This is a genomic window from Candidatus Microbacterium colombiense (genome assembly GCA_029203165.1).
Taxonomy (GTDB): domain Bacteria; phylum Actinomycetota; class Actinomycetes; order Actinomycetales; family Microbacteriaceae; genus Microbacterium; species Microbacterium colombiense.
Window position 1 is genome coordinate 673,490 of sequence record CP119308.1, and the last position, 18,645, is coordinate 692,134.

Here is an 18,645-nt window from a genome sequence, read left to right on the forward strand (position 1 = left end):
CGATGCCGGAGCCGCCGGCATCGCCGCCATCATCGCCGGACGCCGCTCGCGCCACCGCCGTCACGCGGTCGCCACCATCGTGCTCGGCATCCTGCTGTTCGTGCTCTTCGCCGTCGCGCTGATGATCGGCAACACCTTCTACACGCCCGAGCAGGTCATCCGGGTGATCCTCGGAGAGACCGTGCCGGGTGCCTCGTTCACGGTCGGCGAGCTGCGTCTTCCGCGCGCCGTGCTGGCCGTGCTGGCCGGTCTCGCCTTCGGTATCGCCGGCGTGTGCTTCCAGACGCTGCTGCGCAACCCGCTCGCCTCGCCCGACATCATCGGCATCTCCGACGGCGCGGGAGCGGCGGCGGTGCTGGGCATCGTCGTGCTGTCGCTGAACGGACCGGTCGTGTCGCTCCTCGCTCTCGGCGGCGCGATCCTGACCGCGGGCGTGATCTACCTGCTCTCGATCAAGGGCGGCTTCGCGGGCACCCGACTGATCCTGATCGGCATCGGCATCGCCGCGATGCTGCAGAGCGTCATCTCCTACGTGCTCTCACGCGCAGCCAGCTGGGACATCCAGACCGCCATGCAGTGGCTCACGGGCAGCCTGAACAACGCCTCGTGGGAACGCGTGACACCGCTCGCGCTCGCCGCGGTCGTCATCCTGCCGCTGATGCTCACGCAGGGCAGGGCGCTGGGCGCTCTGCAGCTGGGCGACGACTCGGCATCCGGGCTCGGCGTGCGCGTCGAACCGCACCCGCCTGCTGTTCATCCTGGGCGCCGTCGCCCTGCTGGCCTTCGCCACCGCCGCCACCGGCCCGATCGCGTTCGTCGCGTTCATGGCCGGCCCCATCGCCGCCCGCATCACGGGCCCCGGCGCGAACCTGCTGCTGCCCAGCGCGTTCGTCGGCGCCGTGCTGGTGATCGGTGGCGACCTGATCGGCCAGTTCGCGCTCGGCGCGCGCTATCCGGTCGGCGTCATCACCGGAGTGCTCGGCGCCCCGTACCTGATCTACCTGCTCATCCGCACCAACCGCACGGGAGGCTCGCTATGACCGTCTCGCACACGCTGTCGGCGGAGGGGGTCACCCTCTCCTACGGCGACCGCACCATCATCGACACCCTCGATCTGCAGATCAGCCCCGGCAGGATCACCACGATCGTCGGGGCGAACGGATGCGGCAAGTCGACACTGCTGCGCTCCCTCGCCCGGCTGCTCTCGCCGAGCGAGGGCCAGGTCGTGCTCGACGGCAAGTCGGTGCACGCGCGCCCGACCAAGGAGGTCGCGCGCATCCTCGGCCTGCTGCCGCAGTCGCCGGTCGCGCCCGAGGGCATCGCGGTCGCCGACCTCGTGGGCCGGGGGCGGCATCCGCATCAGAAGGTGCTCGCGCGGTGGAGCGCGCACGACTACGAGGTCGTCGCCGACGCGCTCGCCGCCACCGGTACCACCGAACTCGCCGACCGCAGCGTCGACGAGCTCTCGGGCGGGCAGCGCCAGCGCGTCTGGATCGCCATGGCGCTCGCGCAGGAGACCGACATCCTCCTGCTCGACGAGCCGACCACCTTCCTCGACGTGGCGCACCAGGTCGAGGTGCTCGACCTGCTCACCGACCTGAGCGTGACGCGCGGCACGACCATCGTGATGGTGCTCCACGACCTCAACCTCGCCGCTCGGTATGCCGACGAACTCGTCGCCATGAAGGACGGCCGCGTGCATGCGACCGGCGCGCCGCAGGAGATCGTCACCGCCCAACTCGTCGAAGAGGTCTTCGGCCTCGCCAATCAGATCACCATCGACCCCGTCTCGGGCAAGCCGATGGTCACACCCATCGGGAGGCATCATGTCCGCTGAGACCACCACCACCGAACGCCCCACCTATGTGCTGGCCCGCGCGGAGGTGCGCGCGGTCACCCGTGTGTCGCCGTCGTTCGTGCGCGTCACCTTCGCCGGCTCCGAGCTGTTCGAGTTCGGCACTCCGGGCGAGGTCATCGACAGCCGCATCAAGCTGATCTTCCCGCCGGCATCCGGCATCCTCCCCACTCTCGACCGGGAGAGCGGCGACTGGTGGGGTTCCTTCCTTGCGGTGCCGGAGGAGGAGCGCGGCTCGATGCGCACCTACTCGGTGCGCGACCTGCGGGTGGATGCCGACGGCACCGAGCTCGACGTCGACTTCGTGCTGCACCTCGAGCCCGGACTCACCGGACCCGCCTCGCTCTGGGCGAGCACCGCCGCCGTCGGCAAGGAGCTGTACCTGGTCGGCCCGCGCCGAGGAGTGGATGCCGAAGCCCACGGCGGTGCGGAGTACGCGCCCGGAACCGCGGCCTCAGTCGTGCTCGCGGGTGATGAGACGGCTGCCCCGGCCATCGCCCGCATCCTGGAAGACGCCCCGCGCGACCTGCGCGGCGTGGCTTTCATCGAGGTGCCGTCGCCCGCCGACATCCTGCGCATCGACGTACCCGCCGGGGTCGAGGTGCACTGGCTGCCCCGCGATGCGGGTGATCCCCACGGTCTGCGGCTGATCCCGGCGGTGCTCGCACACCTGGGTGACGCGGATGCCTCGGACGAGATCAGCGTGAGGGACATCGAGACCGAGGATCTGCTCTGGGAGACTCCGGACTACTCCGGGCTCGGCGAGGAGATCGCCGCGGCGGATGCTCCCGCCGAACGCTACTTCTGGATCGCGGGGGAGAGCGGTGTCGTCACGACCCTGCGCCGCCACCTCGTCAAGGACCTCGGCATCGACCGTTCGCAGGTCGCCTTCATGGGGTACTGGCGCCGCGGCGTCGCGATGCGCGGCTGACGCTGACGGCTTCTGCGCTCGCGCCGCTCGCTCGCGTTACGCACGCCGCAAAGGAGATCTCTCGCAACGACGGACTGAATCCGGCATCCAGTCCTTCGTTCCGTGAGATCTCCTTCATTGCAGGAGCGGATGCCGCCGCTGGGGACTACTTGCTCAGGAAGTCCTTGAGCGCGGCGTTGACCTCGTCGGCGTGCGTCCACAGCAGTCCGTGGGGCGCTCCCTCGACCTCGACGTACGTGGCATCCGGCACGGCCTGGTGGAAGCGGCGGGCGGTCGCATCGATCGGGAGGATGTTGTCCTTCGTGCCGTGCAGGATCAGCGTGGGCTTCGCAGCCGCGCGCACAGCCTCGACATCGCCCCGGAAGTCCTCGATCCACGAGGAGACCACGGCGTAGGCGGCGACGGGTGCGCTGCCGATCGCGACGTTCCAGCTGCCGGTGACGGCCTCCTGGCTGATGCGCGAGCCGAGGTTCTCGTCGAGGTTGTAGAAGTTGTTGTAGAAGTCGGTGAACCACGCGAAGCGGTCACCCTTGGCTGCGGCCTCGATGCCGTCGAAGACCTCCTGCGGCACGCCGTCGGGGTTGTCGTCGCGCTGCACGAGGAAGGGCTCGAGCGAGGCGAGGAAGGCGAGCTTCGCGACCCGGTCGTGCCCGTAGCGGGCGACGTAGCGGGCGAGCTCCCCCGTTCCCATCGAGAACCCGACGAGCACGACGTCGCGCAGGTCGAGGGTCTCGAGCACGGTGTTGAGATCGGCGGCGAAGGTGTCGTAGTCGTAGCCGTCGTTCACCTTCGACGATCCGCCGAAGCCGCGGCGGTCGTAGGTGATGACGCGGTAGCCCTGCGCGAGCAGCTCGCGGGTCTGGCGCTCCCAGCTGTGGCCGTCGAGCGGATAGCCGTGGATCAGGACGACGGGCTGGCCGGCTCCCTGGTCTTCGTAGTAGAGCTCGATCGGAGTGCTGTTCTCGTTCCCGACGGTGATGTAGCCCATGGTCCTGATCCTTTCGACTTCGGTGAGAACGAACGTTCTCGCTCGATATCCCCAATGTAGAGAACGTTCGTTCTCGTGTCAAGTAAACTTCTGGCTATGACCGAAGAAGACGCCCGCGAACGCATCCTCGCCGCCGCCGAGGAGCTCTACTACCGCAAGGGCTACGCGGCCGTCGGCATGGACGAGCTGCGCGCGGCCGCCGGCGTCTCGCTGCGCCGGCTCTATTCGCTGTTCCCGGCCAAGAACGACATCGTCGCCGCGGTGCTCGCCCGCAAGCACGCCGAATGGGAGTCCGGGCTGTCGACGGCGGTGGCGGATGCCGGGGGCGACCCGCGCGCGCGGCTGCTCGCGGTGTACGGCTACCTCGAGGACTGGTTCTGCACCGACAGCTTCCGCGGCTGCGCGTTCATCAACGCCTTCGGCGAGCTGGGCGGAACGAACCCCGAGGTCGCCGAGGTCGTGCGGGAGCACAAGGCGTCGTTCCAGGCGTACATGGCCGGACTCGTCGACGAGATCGGTGCGCCGTCCGGCCTCGCCGCGCAGCTCTCGATCCTCGCGGAGGGCGCGCAGAGCACCGCCGCGATCTCCGGTGACCCGCAGGTCGCCGTGCAGGCGCGCGGCGCCGCCGAGGTGCTGATCGCCGCCGCGCTCCCGGCGCGGGTCTGAGGGGCGCGGTGCTCCTTCCGGCGCGAGGCACCACGTCCGGCGCAAAACTCTCATTCCCGTGCGAGACACCACGTCTCGCGCGGTTTCTCAGTGCCGAAGTGGTTTCTCGGCGCGGCGGCAGGCGGGGCGGAGCGGGCGAAGGGGGTTCCGATGGGGCCTCCCGTGCGCGGCGTGCGACTCGTAGCGTGGGATGCGGGGCCGGCGTGACGTCGGCATCCGATCTGCGAAAGGACTCCTCATGGCCGAACCCACTCCGATCACTCTCAACAACCTGATCACTCTCAACAACGGCGTCACGATGCCGGCGCTGGGGCTCGGCGTCTTCCAGAGCGCGCCGGAGGAGACCGCGGGCGCCGTCGCGGAGGCGCTGCGCATCGGATACCGGCATATCGACACCGCCGCCGCGTATCGCAACGAGCGCGAGGTCGGTGAGGGTATCCACCGTTCGGGTGTCGCGCGCGACGAGATCTTCGTCGAGACCAAGGTATGGGTGTCGGACTACGGCTACGACGAGACCCTGCATGCGTTCGAGAAGGCCACGGGCAAGCTGGGGATCGACACGCTCGACCTGTTCATCCTGCATCAGCCCGCACCCGCCCGCTTCGACAGCGTCATCGCGGCATACAAGGCGCTCGAACAGCTGCAGGCCTACGGGCGGGTGCGTGCGATCGGCATCAGCAACTTCATGCCCCCTCACCTCGATCGCCTGCTGGCGGAGACGGACGTCGTGCCGGCGGTCAACCAGGTGGAGCTGCATCCGTACTTCGCCCAGCCCGATGTGCAGAGAGCGGATGCCGCGCACGGCATCATCACGCAGGCCTGGTCGCCGATCGGCGGCATCACGTTCTACCCGGGGCCGTGGGGTGACGAGCGCCGCAACGTGATGCAGGATCCGACGATCGCCGCGATCGCGGAGCGGCACGGCAAGAGCTCGGCGCAGGTGATGCTGCGGTGGCATCTGCAGCAGGGGCGCTCGGCGATCCCCAAGTCGACCAACCCCGCGCGCATCGCCGAGAACTTCGACGTGTTCGACTTCGCCCTGAGCGCCGAGGAGCTCGCGCAGCTCGACGCGCTCGACACGGGGGTGCGCAGTGGCCCGGATCCGGATGCTCCGCGCGACGAGTTCTTCGACCGCGTGATCGACGAGGCATAGTCGACGGTACCCTGGGGCGGGCGCATTTAGCTAACCTGGCTAGCGTTCTCGGATGCCGGTGTCAAGGCTCGTGCGCGCGGGGCCGCCGCCGTCTAGCGTGCACAGCATGGAATCTCGGTCGAGGGACATCATCCGTCAATCGGCGATCATCGCCGCGGCATCCTTCATGCTGATCGCGGCGGCGGTCGGGTCCGGCGCGTTCGGCGGCACGTCGGTGAGCGAGCTGCAGGATGGCGCATTGTCGGCGCAGGGGTCGTACCTCGCGCCCGCCGGCCCCGCGTTCTCGATCTGGTCGCTGATCTACCTCGGGTTGATCGCGTACACGGTGTGGCAGGCGCTGCCGGCTCAGCGCTTGGACGAGCGGCAGCGCGCGGTCGGCGGATGGATCGCACTGTCGATGGTGCTCAACGGACTGTGGCTGGTCACCGCGCAGTTCTGGTCGCTGATCGCCACCGTGATCATGATCGCATTGCTGCTCGCGACCCTCGCCCGTGTGATCGTGCTGCTGGGTCGACGGCCCGCGCGCGGATGGCCCGAGCGCGTGGTGGTCGACGGCGTGAACGGCCTGCACTTCGGATGGGTCACGATCGCGACCGTCGCGAACATCACCGCCTGGCTCACGCAGATCGCGCCCGAGAGTTGGGCAGGTCAAGCCGAGATCTGGGCGGTCGTGGTGCTGGTGGTGGTGCTCGTGATCGGCGTCGCCGCGGCGTTGAAGACCGGCCGCATCGCCCCCGCCCTCGCGACGTCGTGGGGCCTGGCCTGGCTCGCGGTGGGGCGTCTGACCGGCGAACCCGAGAGCACGACCACCGCGGTCGCCGCGATCATCGTCGCCGTCGCTCTGGTCGCCGCCGGCGTACTCGCCGTGACGCGCCGCCGTCGGACGCCGGTGCACCCCTGAGCCTGAGTTGGCGCCTGAGTCTCAGTCCTGAGCCCCTGAGCCCCTGAGCCCCTGAGCCCCTGAGCCCCTGAGTCCCTGAGTCCCCTGAGCCCCTGAGTCCCCTGAGCCCCTGAGCTCCTGAGCCCGAGTTGGCACCTGTTGTCGGTTTCGGGGCCGAATTCCGACGTGAGGTGTCAACTTCTCCGGGGGATGCTGCGCGGAGTTGGCGCCTGTTGTCGGTATGAGGGCGTGATTCCGACGTGAGGTGTCAACTTCACTCAGGGGGAAGGGGGTAAGAAGGGTGCTCAGAGCACCAGCCTGTAGCCCATGCCCGACTCGGTCAGCAGGTGCACCGGCGCACTGGGCTCCTGCTCGAGCTTCTTGCGCAACTGTGACATGTACAGCCGCAGGTAACCGGAATCCGACACCTGTTCACTGCCCCAGATCTCCTTCAACAGATCCTGCCGCGTGACGAGTGCTCCGGGATGCCGCGACAGGTGCTCCAGCATCCGCCACTCGGTCGGCGTCAGATGCACGCGAGCACCCGCGCGCGACACGGTCTTTGTCGACAGGTCCACGACGACATCGCCGAACGACACGGCCGATTCCCCGCCGGCCGGCAACGAGCGCCGCGAGAGGGCGCGCAGCCGTGCGAGCAGCTCGTCGACCTGGAAGGGCTTGGTGACGAAGTCGTCGGCTCCGGCGTCGAGCGCATCCACCTTGTCGGCCGAGCCGGTGCGACCGGAGACGACGATGATGGGTACGTTCGTCCAGCCCCGGAGCGCCTGGATCACCTCGATGCCGTCGAGTCGCGGCATCCCGAGGTCGAGCATGATGAGGTCGGGATGGGTCTGCGCCGCGGTCGCGATCGCCGCAGCACCGTCGGCGGCCACCACGACCTCGTATCCGTGGGCCGCGAGCGTGATGCGCAGCGCCCGCACCATCTGCGGGTCGTCGTCGGCGATGAGGAGCTTCACTCCGTGTCCTCCCTGTGCGGATCCGCGGCGGCCAGCGGCAGCGAGATGACCATCGTGAGTCCTCCCCCCGGGGTGTCCTCGGGTGTCAGGCTACCGCCCATGCCCTCGGTGAACCCGCGCGAGAGGGCGAGCCCGAGCCCGAGTCCGGTCGTGTTGTCGGTGTCGCCGAAGCGCTGGAACGGCTGGAAGATGCGATCCCGTCGCTCGACCGGCACGCCCTCGCCCCGGTCGATGATGCGGATCTCGGCCCGCTCACCGATCGAGCTGGTCGACACGATCACCCGCCGGTCGCCGGGCGAGTGGCGATGCGCGTTCGCGAGCACGTTCACCAGCACTCGTTGCAGCAGTACGGGGTCGGCGTGCAGTGCGGGAAGATCGGGATCGAGCACGAGGTCGACGTCGGCCGGACCCAGTCCGAGCTCGTCGACCGCGGCGAGGATCGGCGAGGTGGCGTCCAAGGGGAGTGCCGACACGGCGAGCACTCCGGCCTGCACCCGGCTCACGTCGAGCAGGTCGGTGACGAGCGTCGACAGCGTGGCGAGACTCTCATCGGCCGTGGCGAGCAGCTCGGCGCGGTCGTCGTCGGAGAGGGCGTGGGCGCCGCGCAGGCCGCCGATCGCCGCGACCGCCGACGCGAGGGGGCGGCGCAGGTCGTGGCTGAGTGCGGAGAGGAGGGCGCTGCGCACCTGATCGGTCTCGGCGAGCGCGGCGGCCTCCTTCGCGGTGGCGCGCAGATCGGTGTGTTCGATCGCGGCGGAGAGCTGGGCGACGATCGCGTCGAGCAGGCGGCGGGCCGGTCCGTCGAGCGGATCACCGTTCAGCTCGAGCACGGCGCGCGGGGCTCCGTCGGCGGCGGTGCCGACCGCCAGGGTCGTGCGACGGCCGTCGGGCAGCGGTTCGCCGTCGCTGGCGAGCACCTCCCCGTCGGGGGAGAGCAGGCGCACGCCGCTCAAGCCGAATGCCTCGCGGGTGCGGCTGACCAGCGCCAGCACCGCGTTGTCGCCGCGCAGCACGTTGCCCGCGACCGCGGCGAGCAGTTCGGCCTCGGCCGTGGCGCGCTTCGCGGTTCGGGCCCGACGCGCGGCCTGATCGACGATGAGGCTGACCAGGATCGCGATGATCACGTAGAGCGTCAGGGCGAGCACGTGCAGCGGATGCGCGATGGTGATCGTGAACAACGGCGCCACGAACAGGAAGTCGAGGGTGACGCCCGAGAGTACGGCGGCGAACACCGCGGGGCGCAGGCCGCCGATGAGGGCCACGACGACCACGAGCAGTTGGTACGCGAGCACTTCGGCGGTGATCGACTCGGGGCTGCGGAAGGTGAACAGCATCCAGGAGAGCAGGGGGCCGAAGACGAGGGCGACCGCGAGGCCGAGCACCTGCCGACGCCACCCGAGCGCGCCGCCGGTGATACGGGGGAGGGCGACTCGCCCCCCGGCCGCGGCATGCGTGACGATGTGCACGTCGATGTCGCCGGAGCGGCGGATGACCTCCGAGCCGATGCCGGGACCGGTGAGGGCCGCCATCAGACGACCGCGCCGGCTGACGCCGATCACGAGCTGCGTGGCATCCGCCCCCTGCGCGAATTCGACGAGCGTGCCGGGGATGTCGTCGCCGATCATCTGGTGGAACGTGCCGCCCAGCGACTCGACGAGGGCACGTTGCGCGGCGAGGGCGCCGGGCGTCTCGTCGCGCAGGCCGTCCTGTGCGGAGATGTGCACGGCGAGCAGTTCTCCACCGGCCGAACGGGCGGCGATCCGGGCGCCGCGGCGCAGCAGCGTCTCGCCCTCGGGCCCACCGGTGAGGGCGACGACCACGCGCTCCCTGGCCTGCCAGGTGCTCTCGATACCGTGATCGGCGCGGTAGCTGCGCAGCGCGCTGTCGACCTCGTCGGCGAGCCAGAGCAGGGCGAGTTCGCGGAGCGCGGTCAGGTTGCCCAGTCGGAAGTAGTTCGACAGCGCCGCGTCGATCCGCTCGGCGGGGTACACGAGCCCGGCCGACAGGCGATCCCGCAGCGACTGCGGGGCGAGGTCGACGACCTCGATCTCGTCGGCCGCACGCACGACGGCATCCGGGATCGTCTCCTGCTGCGCGATGCCGGTGATCTTCTCGACCACGGCGTTGAGCGACTCGACGTGCTGCACGTTGAGTGTCGTGATCACGTCGATGCCGGCATCCCGCAGCTGCTCGACGTCCTGCCAGCGCTTCGGATGCCGCGACCCGGGCACGTTCGTGTGTGCGAGTTCGTCGACGAGGGCGATCTGGGGCCTGCGCGCGATCACCGCGTCGACGTCGAGCTCGCTCAGCACGATGCCCCGGTGCGTCTCGGTCCGCCGGGCGACCTCGGGCAGGCCGACGGTCTGCGCCAGAGTGGCCGCGCGCTCATGCGTCTCGACGATCGCGATCACGACGTCACGGCCCTCGTCGCGCAGCCGGCGCCCCTCGGCCAGCATCTCGAAGGTCTTGCCGACGCCGGGAGCCGCGCCCAGCAGCACGCGCAGCCGACCGCGTCGGGACGCACCCGGCGCAGCGCGGAGCGACTCGTCGGTCATGCGCCCTCCCGCTGGTCGAGGGCGAGATTGAGCTCGGCGACGTTGATGCGCTCCTCGCCGAGGAATCCCAGATCCCGCCCTTGAATCCTAGACTCCACGAGCGTGCGCACCTCGTCGTCGGACAGCCCGCGCGCCTCGGCGATCCGCGGCACCTGCAGCAGCGCGTAGGCCACGCTGATGTGCGGATCGAGCCCGGAGCCGGATGCCGTGACCGCGTCGGCGGGCACCTGCGAGACGTCCACCCCCTCGCGGGCGGCGACGGCCGCACGCCGAGACTCGATCGACGAGATGAGGTCGGGGTTCTCGGGCCCCAGGTTGCTGCCGCTCGAGGCTGCTCCGTCGTAGCCGTCACCCGCCGCCGACGGCCGTGACTGGAAGTACTGCGGCAGGGCCTCGCCGTCGGCGTCGGTGAAGGACTGGCCGATCAGCGCGCTTCCGCGATCGTCGGCCAGCGGCGACCCGTTCGCCTGCCAGGGCAGGAGCAACTGGCCGACGCCGGTGATCAGCAGCGTGTAGCCGACGCCGAGCACGAGCGTCAGGATGAGCATCGCGCGGAGGGCGACGCCGGTGGTGCGCACGGCGGTGCGGGTGGAAGACATTGCGTGTCCCTTTCGGATGCCGGGTCAGAAGCCCGGGATGAGGCTGACGGCGAGGTCGATGAGCTTGATGCCGATGAACGGCGCGATCACGCCGCCGAGCCCGTAGATCAGCAGGTTGCGCTGCAGGATCTGCGAGGCGCTCGCCGGGCGGTACTTCACGCCGCGCAGTGCGAGCGGGATGAGGAAGACGATCACGATCGCGTTGAAGATGATCGCGCTCGTCACGGCGGATGCGGGCGAGTGCAGCTGCATGATGTTCAGGGCGGCGAGACCGGGGAAGACCCCCATGAACATCGCCGGGATGATGGCGAAGTACTTGGCGATGTCGTTCGACAGCGAGAACGTGGTCAGGGCGCCGCGGGTGATGAGCAGCTGCTTGCCGATCCGCACGATGTCGATGAGCTTCGTCGGGTCGGAGTCGAGGTCGACCATGTTGCCGGCCTCCTTCGCCGCCGACGTGCCGGTGTTCATCGCCACGCCGACGTCGGCCTGCGCCAGGGCGGGGGCGTCGTTGGTGCCGTCGCCGGTCATCGCCACGAGCCTCCCGCCCTGCTGTTCGCGGCGGATCAGCTCGAGCTTCTGCTCGGGAGTCGCCTCGGCGAGGAAGTCGTCGACCCCCGCCTCGGCGGCGATCGCCTGGGCGGTCAGCGGGTTGTCGCCCGTGATCATGACGGTGCGGATGCCCATCGCGCGCAGCTCCTCGAAGCGCTCGCGCAGACCTTCCTTCACGATGTCCTTGAGGTGCACGACGCCGAGCACACGGGCATCCGCCGCATCCGCCGAGGCGTGCTTCACCGCGACGACCAGCGGGGTTCCGCCGCTCTGGGCGACGGCATCCGTCATCGTGGTCAACTGCGGCGTGGTCAACGGCGGCGTTGTCAACGGCGGCGTGGTGACCTGCGGGTCCGCCTGCTCGAGCCAGGCGCTGATCGCGGAGCCGGCGCCCTTGCGGATCTGCGTGCCGTCGGCGAGGTCGAGTCCCGACATGCGCGTCTGGGCCGTGAAGGGCACGACGACGGCATCCGCCGGCAGGCCGACCGTGATGCCGCGGGTGATCGCGAGCTCGACGATCGAGGCGCCCTCCGGGGTGGGATCGGCCAGAGACGAGAGCGCGGCCATGCGCAGCAGCTCGTCGGGGTTGACGCCGGGCATGCGCATCACCTCGTGGGCGCGGCGGTTGCCGTAGGTGATCGTGCCGGTCTTGTCGAGCAGCAGAGTGGTGACGTCTCCCGCCGCCTCGACCGCGCGCCCCGACATCGCGAGCACGTTGCGCTGCACCAGACGGTCCATGCCGGCGATGCCGATGGCCGAGAGGAGGGCGCCGATCGTGGTCGGGATGAGGCAGACCAGCAGGGCGATGAGCACCGGGATGCTGACCGGTGAGGCCGCATACGAGGCGATGGGGTTGAGGCAGAGCACCACGATCACGAACACGATCGACAGGCTCGCCAGCAGGATGTTCAGGGCGATCTCGTTCGGCGTGCGTTGACGGCTCGCGCCCTCGACGAGCGCGATCATGCGGTCGACGAAGGTCTCGCCGGGCTTCGAGGTGATGCGCACGACGATCCGGTCGGAGAGCACCCGGGTGCCGCCCGTGACAGCGCTGCGGTCTCCGCCCGACTCGCGGATCACCGGCGCGCTCTCGCCCGTGATGGCCGACTCGTCGACCGTCGCGATGCCGGCGATGACGTCGCCGTCGCCCGGGATCAACTCCCCTGCCTCGACGATCACGACGTCATCGCGCTGCAGCTCGGCCGACGACACCATCTCGGTCGACGCGTCCGCGGCCGTCGCGCTCGCCGCCGCTCCAGGCACCCGCCGGGCCATCGTGCTGGTGCGGGTCTGACGCAGGCTCGCCGCCTGGGCTTTGCCGCGCCCCTCCGCCACCGACTCGGCCAGGTTCGCGAACAGCACCGTCAGCCACAGCCAGACGGCGATCCCTGCGGTGAACGGCGCCGGCACCGGGGTGCCGCCGGACTCTCCGGGGCCGCCGAGGAACGGCTCGGCGATCGCGAGCACGGTGGTGAAGGCGGCGCCCACCCAGACGAGCAGCATGACCGGGTTGCGCACCAGGGTCGCGGGGTTCAGCTTGCGCAGCGCACCCGGCATCGCCTGCACGAGCTGGGCCCAGCCGATCGAGCGTGGTGCGGTGGGAGTGGGGGATGCCGCGGCATCCTCCGTCGCGGGTGATGAGGTGACGAGCGTCATGGTCAGACCAATCCTTCGGCGAGCGGGCCCAGGGTGAGCACCGGGAAGTACGTGAGCGCGGTGACGATGACCGTCACGGCGAGGAGGAGGCCGACGAACTGCGGCCGATGGGTGGGGAGCGTTCCCGTGGTGGTCGGGATGCGCTCCTGCGCGGCGAGGGATCCGGCCAGAGCGAGTACCAGCACGATCGGGATGAAGCGGCCGAGCAGCATCGCGATGCCCAGGGCGGTGTTGAACCAGGGGGTGTTCGCGGTGAGCCCGGCGAACGCCGAGCCGTTGTTGTTGGCGGCCGAGGTGAACGCGTAGAGCACCTCGCTCATACCGTGCGTGCCGGGGTTCAGGATGCTGGTCGCCTCGACATCGGAGCGGATGCCGGGGATCGCGAAGCTCAGCGCCGTGCCGCCCAGCACGAGGGCGGGGACCACGAGGATGTACAGGCTCGCGAGGGTGATCTCCCGCGTGCCGATCCTCTTGCCGAGATACTCCGGTGTGCGACCGACGAGCAGCCCGCCCACGAACACCGCGATGATCGCGAGCACCAGCATGCCGTAGAGGCCGGAGCCGACGCCGCCGGGAGCGACCTCGCCGAGCATCATGTTGATCATCGGCATCATCCCGCCGAGTGATGTGTACGAGTCGTGCATCGAGTTCACGGCCCCGGTGGAGGTGAGCGTGCTGGCGCTGCCGAACAGCGTGGATGCGAGGATGCCGAAGCGCTGCTCCTTGCCCTCCATCGCGGCGCCGGCGAGTTCAGGCGCCGAGCCGCGTCCGGCCAGTTCGAGGGCCGAGAGAGCGAAGGTCGAGATCAGGAAGATCGTGCCCATCACCGCGGCGATCGCGTAGCCCTGACGGTGGTCGCCGATCATGCGCCCGAACGTGCGGGGCAGGGCGAAGGGGATGACGAGGATCAACAGCACCTGCAGCAGGTTCGTGAAGCCGCTCGGGTTCTCGAAGGGGTGGGCGGAGTTGGCGTTGAAGAAGCCGCCGCCGTTCGTGCCGAGCAGCTTGATGGCCTCCTGTGATGCCACGGGGCCACCGGGGATCGTCTGCGTGCCGCCCGAGACGGTGGTCACCTCGGTGAAGCCGGCGAAGTTCTGGATCACGCCGCCGGCGAGCAGGGCCACTGCTCCGATCACGGCGAGGGGAAGCAGGATACGGCCGAGGCCACGCACGAGATCGACCCAGAAGTTGCCGATCGTCGTCGAGCCCCGTCGTGCGAGCCCGCGGATCAGGGCGATCGCGATCGCGAGGCCCACCGCAGCCGACACGAAGTTCTGCACCGTGAGACCGGCCAGCTGCACCGTGTAGCCCATGGTCTGCTCGGGCGAGTAGGACTGCCAGTTCGTGTTCGCGACGAACGAGGCGGCGGTGTTGAACGCGAGTCCTTCGGGAACGGCGGGCAGGCCGAGCGACTGCGGGAGGAACGCCTGCAGCCGCTGGAGGGCGTAGACGAGGACCACGCCGACGATCGAGAACGCGAGCACGCTGCGGGCGTACGCGCGCCAGGTCTGCTCAGAGGCCGGGTCGACGCCGATGAGACGGTAGAGGCCGCGCTCGACGCGGAGGTCGCGTACCGAGCTGTAGACGTGCGCGATGTAGTCGCCGAGGGGACGGTACAGCAGAACGAGCACGACGACGACGGCGAGAAGCTGCAGCACGCCGAACCAGATCACGGCGCCCATCAGAACTTCTCCGGGGAGACCAGGGCGACCACGAGGTAGACGATGGCGGCGACGGCGAGCACCGCGGCGAGTATTCCGAAGACGATCATGGTCGCTCGAGTCCCTTCGCGATCAGCGAGACGAGGGCGAACAGCGCGAGAGTCAGCGCGAGGTAGAGGATGTCGAGCACGATCCGATACAACTCCCGTGCGCGCGGCGGGTCGACGATCCTCACGCTTCCCCTACGCCCCCGTGCCCAACGCATACGGGTTGCTCACGGTGGGTGGGTGTGTGGGGTGTGGGCCATGGGGCGCGTGCGCTGGAGTTGGCACCAGTTGTCGTTCTGACGAGCTGATTCCGACATGAGGTGCCAACTTCAGCATCCCCAGTCCCCGCATCCCCTGCAAAGGGGGCTATGCGTCCTCAGGTGAGAGCGCATAGGCTCCTTATGAATACTGGGGGGCTTCTCATGACGACGGTGGAACTGTTCTACGACGATCTGCGCGAGTCGGAGACCGACTTCACGGGCGCTGCGGCGTCGCTGCAGGTCGACGTGCCGTACCTCCGCGGAGACGATCCGGGCGTCGAGGCGCCGATCGGGCGGTATCCGTTGAAGGTCGAGCTGAACCGGCGCATGGACGAGCTTCACGATGCGTCGTTCGCGTACTGGGAGGCCGGAATGGCTCTCGCCAAGACGCTCTCCGCCATCACCTCGCAGTACTCGGCACTCGACGAGGAACTCGCGGGGGAGGGCACGGGGTGACGCTGACCTCGCCTGCACGCGGGTATCCGCTGGAGTGGATCGCAGGCGATGCGGGCACGATGTCACGGTGGGTCGATCAGTTCAGGATGCTGGCGGAGCATCTGCGTGCGCTGCGCGGCGCATCTGCCCGCGCCACGGGCCTGGCAGGCATGGGACAGGCCGTGACGTCGGTGCGGTCGGATGCGGTCGAGATCCTGACGACGATCGGATCGCACATCGCACTCGCGCAGACACTGTCGTCCGTGCTGTCCGAGTACGCGCGGTCTCACGATGACCATGCCCGTCGGGCGAACGCCCTGGTCGAGGAGATCGAGGCGGCCCATGCGGCGTGCGTGCGGCTGAGCGTGGCATCCGATGAGGCAGGGCGTCGCTCTGACGCAGCGTCCGACAGCGATGACCGGGTCGCCGTGCAGGAGTCGGAGGATGCCGCATCCGGCCTCGTCTCGGAGCATCGACGTGCCGAACACGACCTTGAAGACCTCTGGGCGCGCTACGAATTCCACTTCCAGGCATGGGACGAGGCGTACGACGCGGGGGTTCGGGCGCTGGTGGGCGATGCGGGCACGCTGTGCACCCTCGAGGCGAGAGATCTGCTCGACGAGCTTCTCGCGGCTGACACTCCGGCGGCGGTGCTGGCTCTGTGGTTGGCGCACCCCGAACTGCAGGCGGAGCTGATCGCCGCGCATCCGGCAGTGCTCGGGGCGATGGATGGCATCCCGGTCGCCGCACGGGTGCGAGCGAATCAGGCGAACGCCGAAGTGTGGATCGAGGCCGCGCGGGCCGAGCGCGCTCTGGAACCCGAAGGTTCGGAGAGGGCGGGGTTCCTGACGCGGGAGATCGCCTACCTGCGCCACGTCGTCGACGGCAGCGTGCAACTGTACCTCTACGACCGCGTCTTCTCCCGCATCGTCGAAGTCATCGGCGATCTCGCGGCCGTGCCGCAGCGGGTGCTCACCTACGTGCCCGGCACCTTCACGGGCCTCGGCGACTTCTACGGCGGGCAGGTGCAACAGATCGCGGGCGAGATCGTACGAGCTGTGCCCGGCACACTTGCATTCGTCTACAAGGATGGTCTGTTCCCCGGTGAGACCCCCGAGGTGGGTGGTGCGGATCCGTTGCGAATAGTCGAGGCGAACGATCAGCAGCGTGCGTTGGATGCTGGTCGGCAGCTTGCGCGGTTCGAGGCCGGGGTGCGGACGGATCCACTGCTTGCCACCGCCGAGCAGGATGCCTTCGGGCACAGTTGGGGGCTCGCGAACGTGACGAGCGCCGAAGTCGCCGGCTCCGAGTTCGACAAGGTGGTGTCGCTGTCGGGCGCCGGCATGCCGCCGGAGTGGAAGCCCGACCCCGACACCGCGTACGCGGATTTCTCCTATCGCGACATCCTTCAGACGGGGCAGGATCTCGGAGTCGTCTGGGACGGGAACACCCCGCGTTCGAATCCGGCGTTCGAACATGGCGACTACTACGTGGGCCCCGACGATGAGGTTCTCGACAGGGCGGACAACGGCAGTCTGGGACGTCCGACGGTGGGCCTCCCCTCTGACTACTTCGAGGTGTTGACCGAGAACCACAACCTGATCGCGACCGATGACCCGGCAAACCGGGACGCGCTGCAGGATATGCGAAAGCTGGTGAAGGAGTGAGGGGTCAAGTGCGCTGCGGGATACAGGTCGCGTTCGTTGCTCTGGCCGTCGTCCTCGCCGGGTGCGCACAGCAGTCCGAAGATCCAGGAATGAGCGCGGAAATGACTTGGGAAGAAGCGAAAGCCAGCACGCAGGCAATGGAGCTGAAGATCGCTGCGCTCGTATCGAAACCGGAGGTCGTGAGTATCGTCCAGAACGAGAAGGGCGGGCTCTTCAGTTGTGACGAGACGCGGCACACGTGGAAGGGGATCACGACCGTCGCGCTCGCTCCGGGCGCTGACCTCCCAGTGGTGTTGAAGTCGATGGAAAGCCAACTCGCGGAACTTCTCGAGGAGAGGGGTGACTTCGCCGTCACGAAAAGAGTGGACTTCTTCGGCGACTATGCGATCGCGGCCGAGTCCACGTCTTCGGCGGAAGCGTACCTGCTGGCCCAGGAGAAGGACGGCGCGATCGTCATCGACTCGTGGTCCGAGTGCTTCACGCTCCCGGAGGGCACATACCCCGGCGGCAGTTTCTGATCTCGTCCAGTGGATCTATGCTCACGAGGTGAGTGCATGGCGGATGAAGCTCGGGGCGGGGACGATGGCCGTCCTCGCACTGGTCGTGATCGCCGTCGTGTGCGTGGCCACGGGCCTGCTCCCCTCTGCGGATGCCGGAGCGCTCGGCGACCGCATCACCCCGGTGCTGGGGTTCGTGGTGGCGATCACTATCGTCGCGGAGCTGGCTCGGGATGCGGCCGTCTTCGATGTTCTCGCGCAGCGGCTCGCCCGCTGGGGCCGTGGTCGCGTGATCGCTCTGTGGGCCTCGGTCGTGGCCCTCGCGGTGGTGAGCACGGTGTTCCTCTCGCTCGACACGACCGCGGTGATCGTGACGCCGGTGGTCGTGGTGCTGGCGCAGAGCATCGGAGTGTCGCCCATGCCGTTCGCGCTCGCCACGGTGTGGCTGGCGAACACGGCATCCCTCGCTCTGCCGGTCTCGAACCTCACGAATCTGCTCGCCGCTCCCGCGATCGGGGCCGATCCCGGCGCTTTCCTCGCGCTCAGCTGGGCGCCCACTCTGGTCGGCGTGCTGATCCCGGTCGCGATCCTCACGGTCGTGCATCGCCGCACTCTCTTCGGCACCTACCGGGTGCCGAAGACCGGCGATCCGTCCGACCGGATGCTGTTCTGGTGCGCGACCGGAGTGCTGGTCGTGCTGCTCCCTCTACTGACGGTGACGCACGAGGTGTGGATCCCGGCCACGGCGGCCGCTCTACTCCTCGTCGCGCTCTTCGCGGTGCGACGGCGGCACGTGCTGCGCCTGACGCTCGTGCCCTGGCAGGCGATCGGGCTCGCCGCTGCCCTGTTCGTGCTGGTCGAGACGGCGCACGCCAACGGCATCCTCGATTTCCTGACGTCGCTGGCGCCCGACGGTCACGCACCGGCCGAGCTCCTGCGCCTCGCTGCGGTCGGCGCGCTCACGGCGAACGGCGTGAACAACCTGCCGGCTTATCTGATCCTCGAACCCGCTGCGGGCGACCCGGTCGCGCTCATGGCGTTGTTGATCGGAGTGAACCTCGGTCCACTCGTCACTCCGTGGGCATCACTGGCCACGCTGCTGTGGCATCACCGCATCGTGTCGCTCGGCGTCGACATCCGCTGGGGCAGGTTCATGCTCTGGGGCCTCGTCGTCGCCGTGCCCACCGTCGCCGTCGCGACGCTGGCCCTCGCCCTCGTCGCCGGCTGATCGCCGACGGGAATCAGGCTGGGGGCAGGAGCGGCCGG

The 18,645-nt window shown here is 69.1% G+C and carries 17 protein-coding genes and 1 pseudogene; 10 read left to right on the forward strand and 8 right to left on the reverse strand.

Annotated features, from left to right (window positions below; genetic code table 11):
- The first annotated feature begins 19 nt into the window (after nucleotides 1-19).
- The 3 genes and pseudogenes from P0Y60_03305 (at nucleotide 20) to P0Y60_03315 (ending at nucleotide 2,786) form a co-directional block, all read left to right on the forward strand.
- Nucleotides 20-1,040 (forward strand): annotated as a pseudogene (locus P0Y60_03305) (iron chelate uptake ABC transporter family permease subunit).
- Nucleotides 1,037-1,837, forward strand: coding sequence for an ABC transporter ATP-binding protein (locus P0Y60_03310; protein WEK61794.1), 801 nt, complete (start codon nucleotides 1,037-1,039; stop codon nucleotides 1,835-1,837). Before P0Y60_03305 ends, P0Y60_03310 begins: the two are co-directional and overlap by 4 nt.
- Complete coding sequence (locus P0Y60_03315; protein ID WEK61795.1) at nucleotides 1,827-2,786, forward strand: siderophore-interacting protein; 960 nt, start codon at nucleotides 1,827-1,829, stop codon at nucleotides 2,784-2,786. Before P0Y60_03310 ends, P0Y60_03315 begins: the two co-directional genes overlap by 11 nt.
- A gap of 145 nt (nucleotides 2,787-2,931) precedes the next feature.
- On the opposite strand, the gene P0Y60_03320 is transcribed toward P0Y60_03315, so the two are convergent.
- On the reverse strand, nucleotides 2,932-3,774 hold the full coding sequence (locus tag P0Y60_03320; GenBank protein ID WEK61796.1) for an alpha/beta hydrolase: 843 nt from the start codon (nucleotides 3,772-3,774) through the stop codon (nucleotides 2,932-2,934).
- A gap of 96 nt (nucleotides 3,775-3,870) precedes the next feature.
- On the opposite strand from P0Y60_03320, the gene P0Y60_03325 reads away from it, so the two are divergent.
- The 3 genes from P0Y60_03325 (at nucleotide 3,871) to P0Y60_03335 (ending at nucleotide 6,494) form a co-directional block, all read left to right on the forward strand.
- On the forward strand, nucleotides 3,871-4,440 hold the full coding sequence (locus P0Y60_03325; GenBank protein WEK61797.1) for a TetR/AcrR family transcriptional regulator: 570 nt from the start codon (nucleotides 3,871-3,873) through the stop codon (nucleotides 4,438-4,440).
- 238 nt (nucleotides 4,441-4,678) lie between these two features.
- Nucleotides 4,679-5,593, forward strand: a complete 915-nt coding sequence (locus P0Y60_03330) for an aldo/keto reductase (protein ID WEK61798.1) — start codon at nucleotides 4,679-4,681, stop codon at nucleotides 5,591-5,593.
- A gap of 106 nt (nucleotides 5,594-5,699) precedes the next feature.
- Nucleotides 5,700-6,494, forward strand: a complete 795-nt coding sequence (locus tag P0Y60_03335; protein ID WEK61799.1) for a tryptophan-rich sensory protein — start codon at nucleotides 5,700-5,702, stop codon at nucleotides 6,492-6,494.
- Between the two features lie 284 nt (nucleotides 6,495-6,778).
- On the opposite strand, the gene P0Y60_03340 is transcribed toward P0Y60_03335, so the two are convergent.
- Genes P0Y60_03340 through P0Y60_03370 form a run of 7 tightly spaced genes read right to left on the reverse strand, consistent with a single transcriptional unit; the run spans nucleotide 6,779 to nucleotide 14,708 of the window.
- Nucleotides 6,779-7,450 (reverse strand): response regulator, encoded by a 672-nt coding sequence (locus tag P0Y60_03340; GenBank protein WEK61800.1) that lies wholly within the window; start codon nucleotides 7,448-7,450, stop codon nucleotides 6,779-6,781.
- Nucleotides 7,447-10,005: a DUF4118 domain-containing protein gene (locus P0Y60_03345; GenBank protein ID WEK61801.1), complete on the reverse strand. Its 2,559-nt coding sequence runs from the start codon at nucleotides 10,003-10,005 to the stop codon at nucleotides 7,447-7,449. Before P0Y60_03345 ends, P0Y60_03340 begins: the two co-directional genes overlap by 4 nt.
- A complete protein-coding gene (gene kdpC, locus P0Y60_03350) occupies nucleotides 10,002-10,604 on the reverse strand; it encodes a potassium-transporting ATPase subunit KdpC (protein WEK61802.1) in 603 nt (200 codons plus the stop codon). The genes P0Y60_03345 and kdpC overlap by 4 nt, the downstream gene beginning before the upstream one ends.
- Nucleotides 10,605-10,628: 24 nt before the next feature.
- A complete protein-coding gene (kdpB, locus tag P0Y60_03355; GenBank protein WEK61803.1) occupies nucleotides 10,629-12,812 on the reverse strand; it encodes a potassium-transporting ATPase subunit KdpB in 2,184 nt (727 codons plus the stop codon).
- A 2-nt stretch (nucleotides 12,813-12,814) separates the two neighbouring features.
- Nucleotides 12,815-14,494 (reverse strand): potassium-transporting ATPase subunit KdpA, encoded by a 1,680-nt coding sequence (kdpA, locus tag P0Y60_03360; GenBank protein WEK61804.1) that lies wholly within the window; start codon nucleotides 14,492-14,494, stop codon nucleotides 12,815-12,817.
- A complete protein-coding gene (locus P0Y60_03365; protein WEK61805.1) occupies nucleotides 14,494-14,583 on the reverse strand; it encodes a potassium-transporting ATPase subunit F in 90 nt (29 codons plus the stop codon). The genes kdpA and P0Y60_03365 overlap by 1 nt, the downstream gene beginning before the upstream one ends.
- Nucleotides 14,580-14,708, reverse strand: a complete 129-nt coding sequence (locus P0Y60_03370) for a hypothetical protein (GenBank protein WEK61806.1) — start codon at nucleotides 14,706-14,708, stop codon at nucleotides 14,580-14,582. Before P0Y60_03370 ends, P0Y60_03365 begins: the two co-directional genes overlap by 4 nt.
- 234 nt (nucleotides 14,709-14,942) lie before the next feature.
- On the opposite strand from P0Y60_03370, the gene P0Y60_03375 reads away from it, so the two are divergent.
- The 4 genes from P0Y60_03375 to P0Y60_03390 all read left to right on the forward strand — a co-directional run bounded on the left by P0Y60_03375 (nucleotide 14,943) and on the right by P0Y60_03390 (nucleotide 18,607).
- Complete coding sequence (locus tag P0Y60_03375; protein WEK61807.1) at nucleotides 14,943-15,236, forward strand: hypothetical protein; 294 nt, start codon at nucleotides 14,943-14,945, stop codon at nucleotides 15,234-15,236.
- Nucleotides 15,233-16,882 (forward strand): hypothetical protein, encoded by a 1,650-nt coding sequence (locus P0Y60_03380; GenBank protein WEK61808.1) that lies wholly within the window; start codon nucleotides 15,233-15,235, stop codon nucleotides 16,880-16,882. Before P0Y60_03375 ends, P0Y60_03380 begins: the two co-directional genes overlap by 4 nt.
- Nucleotides 16,883-16,971: 89 nt before the next feature.
- Complete coding sequence (locus P0Y60_03385; GenBank protein ID WEK61809.1) at nucleotides 16,972-17,400, forward strand: hypothetical protein; 429 nt, start codon at nucleotides 16,972-16,974, stop codon at nucleotides 17,398-17,400.
- 43 nt (nucleotides 17,401-17,443) lie between these two features.
- Nucleotides 17,444-18,607: an ArsB/NhaD family transporter gene (locus P0Y60_03390; GenBank protein ID WEK62854.1), complete on the forward strand. Its 1,164-nt coding sequence runs from the start codon at nucleotides 17,444-17,446 to the stop codon at nucleotides 18,605-18,607.
- Nucleotides 18,608-18,645 lie beyond the last annotated feature (38 nt).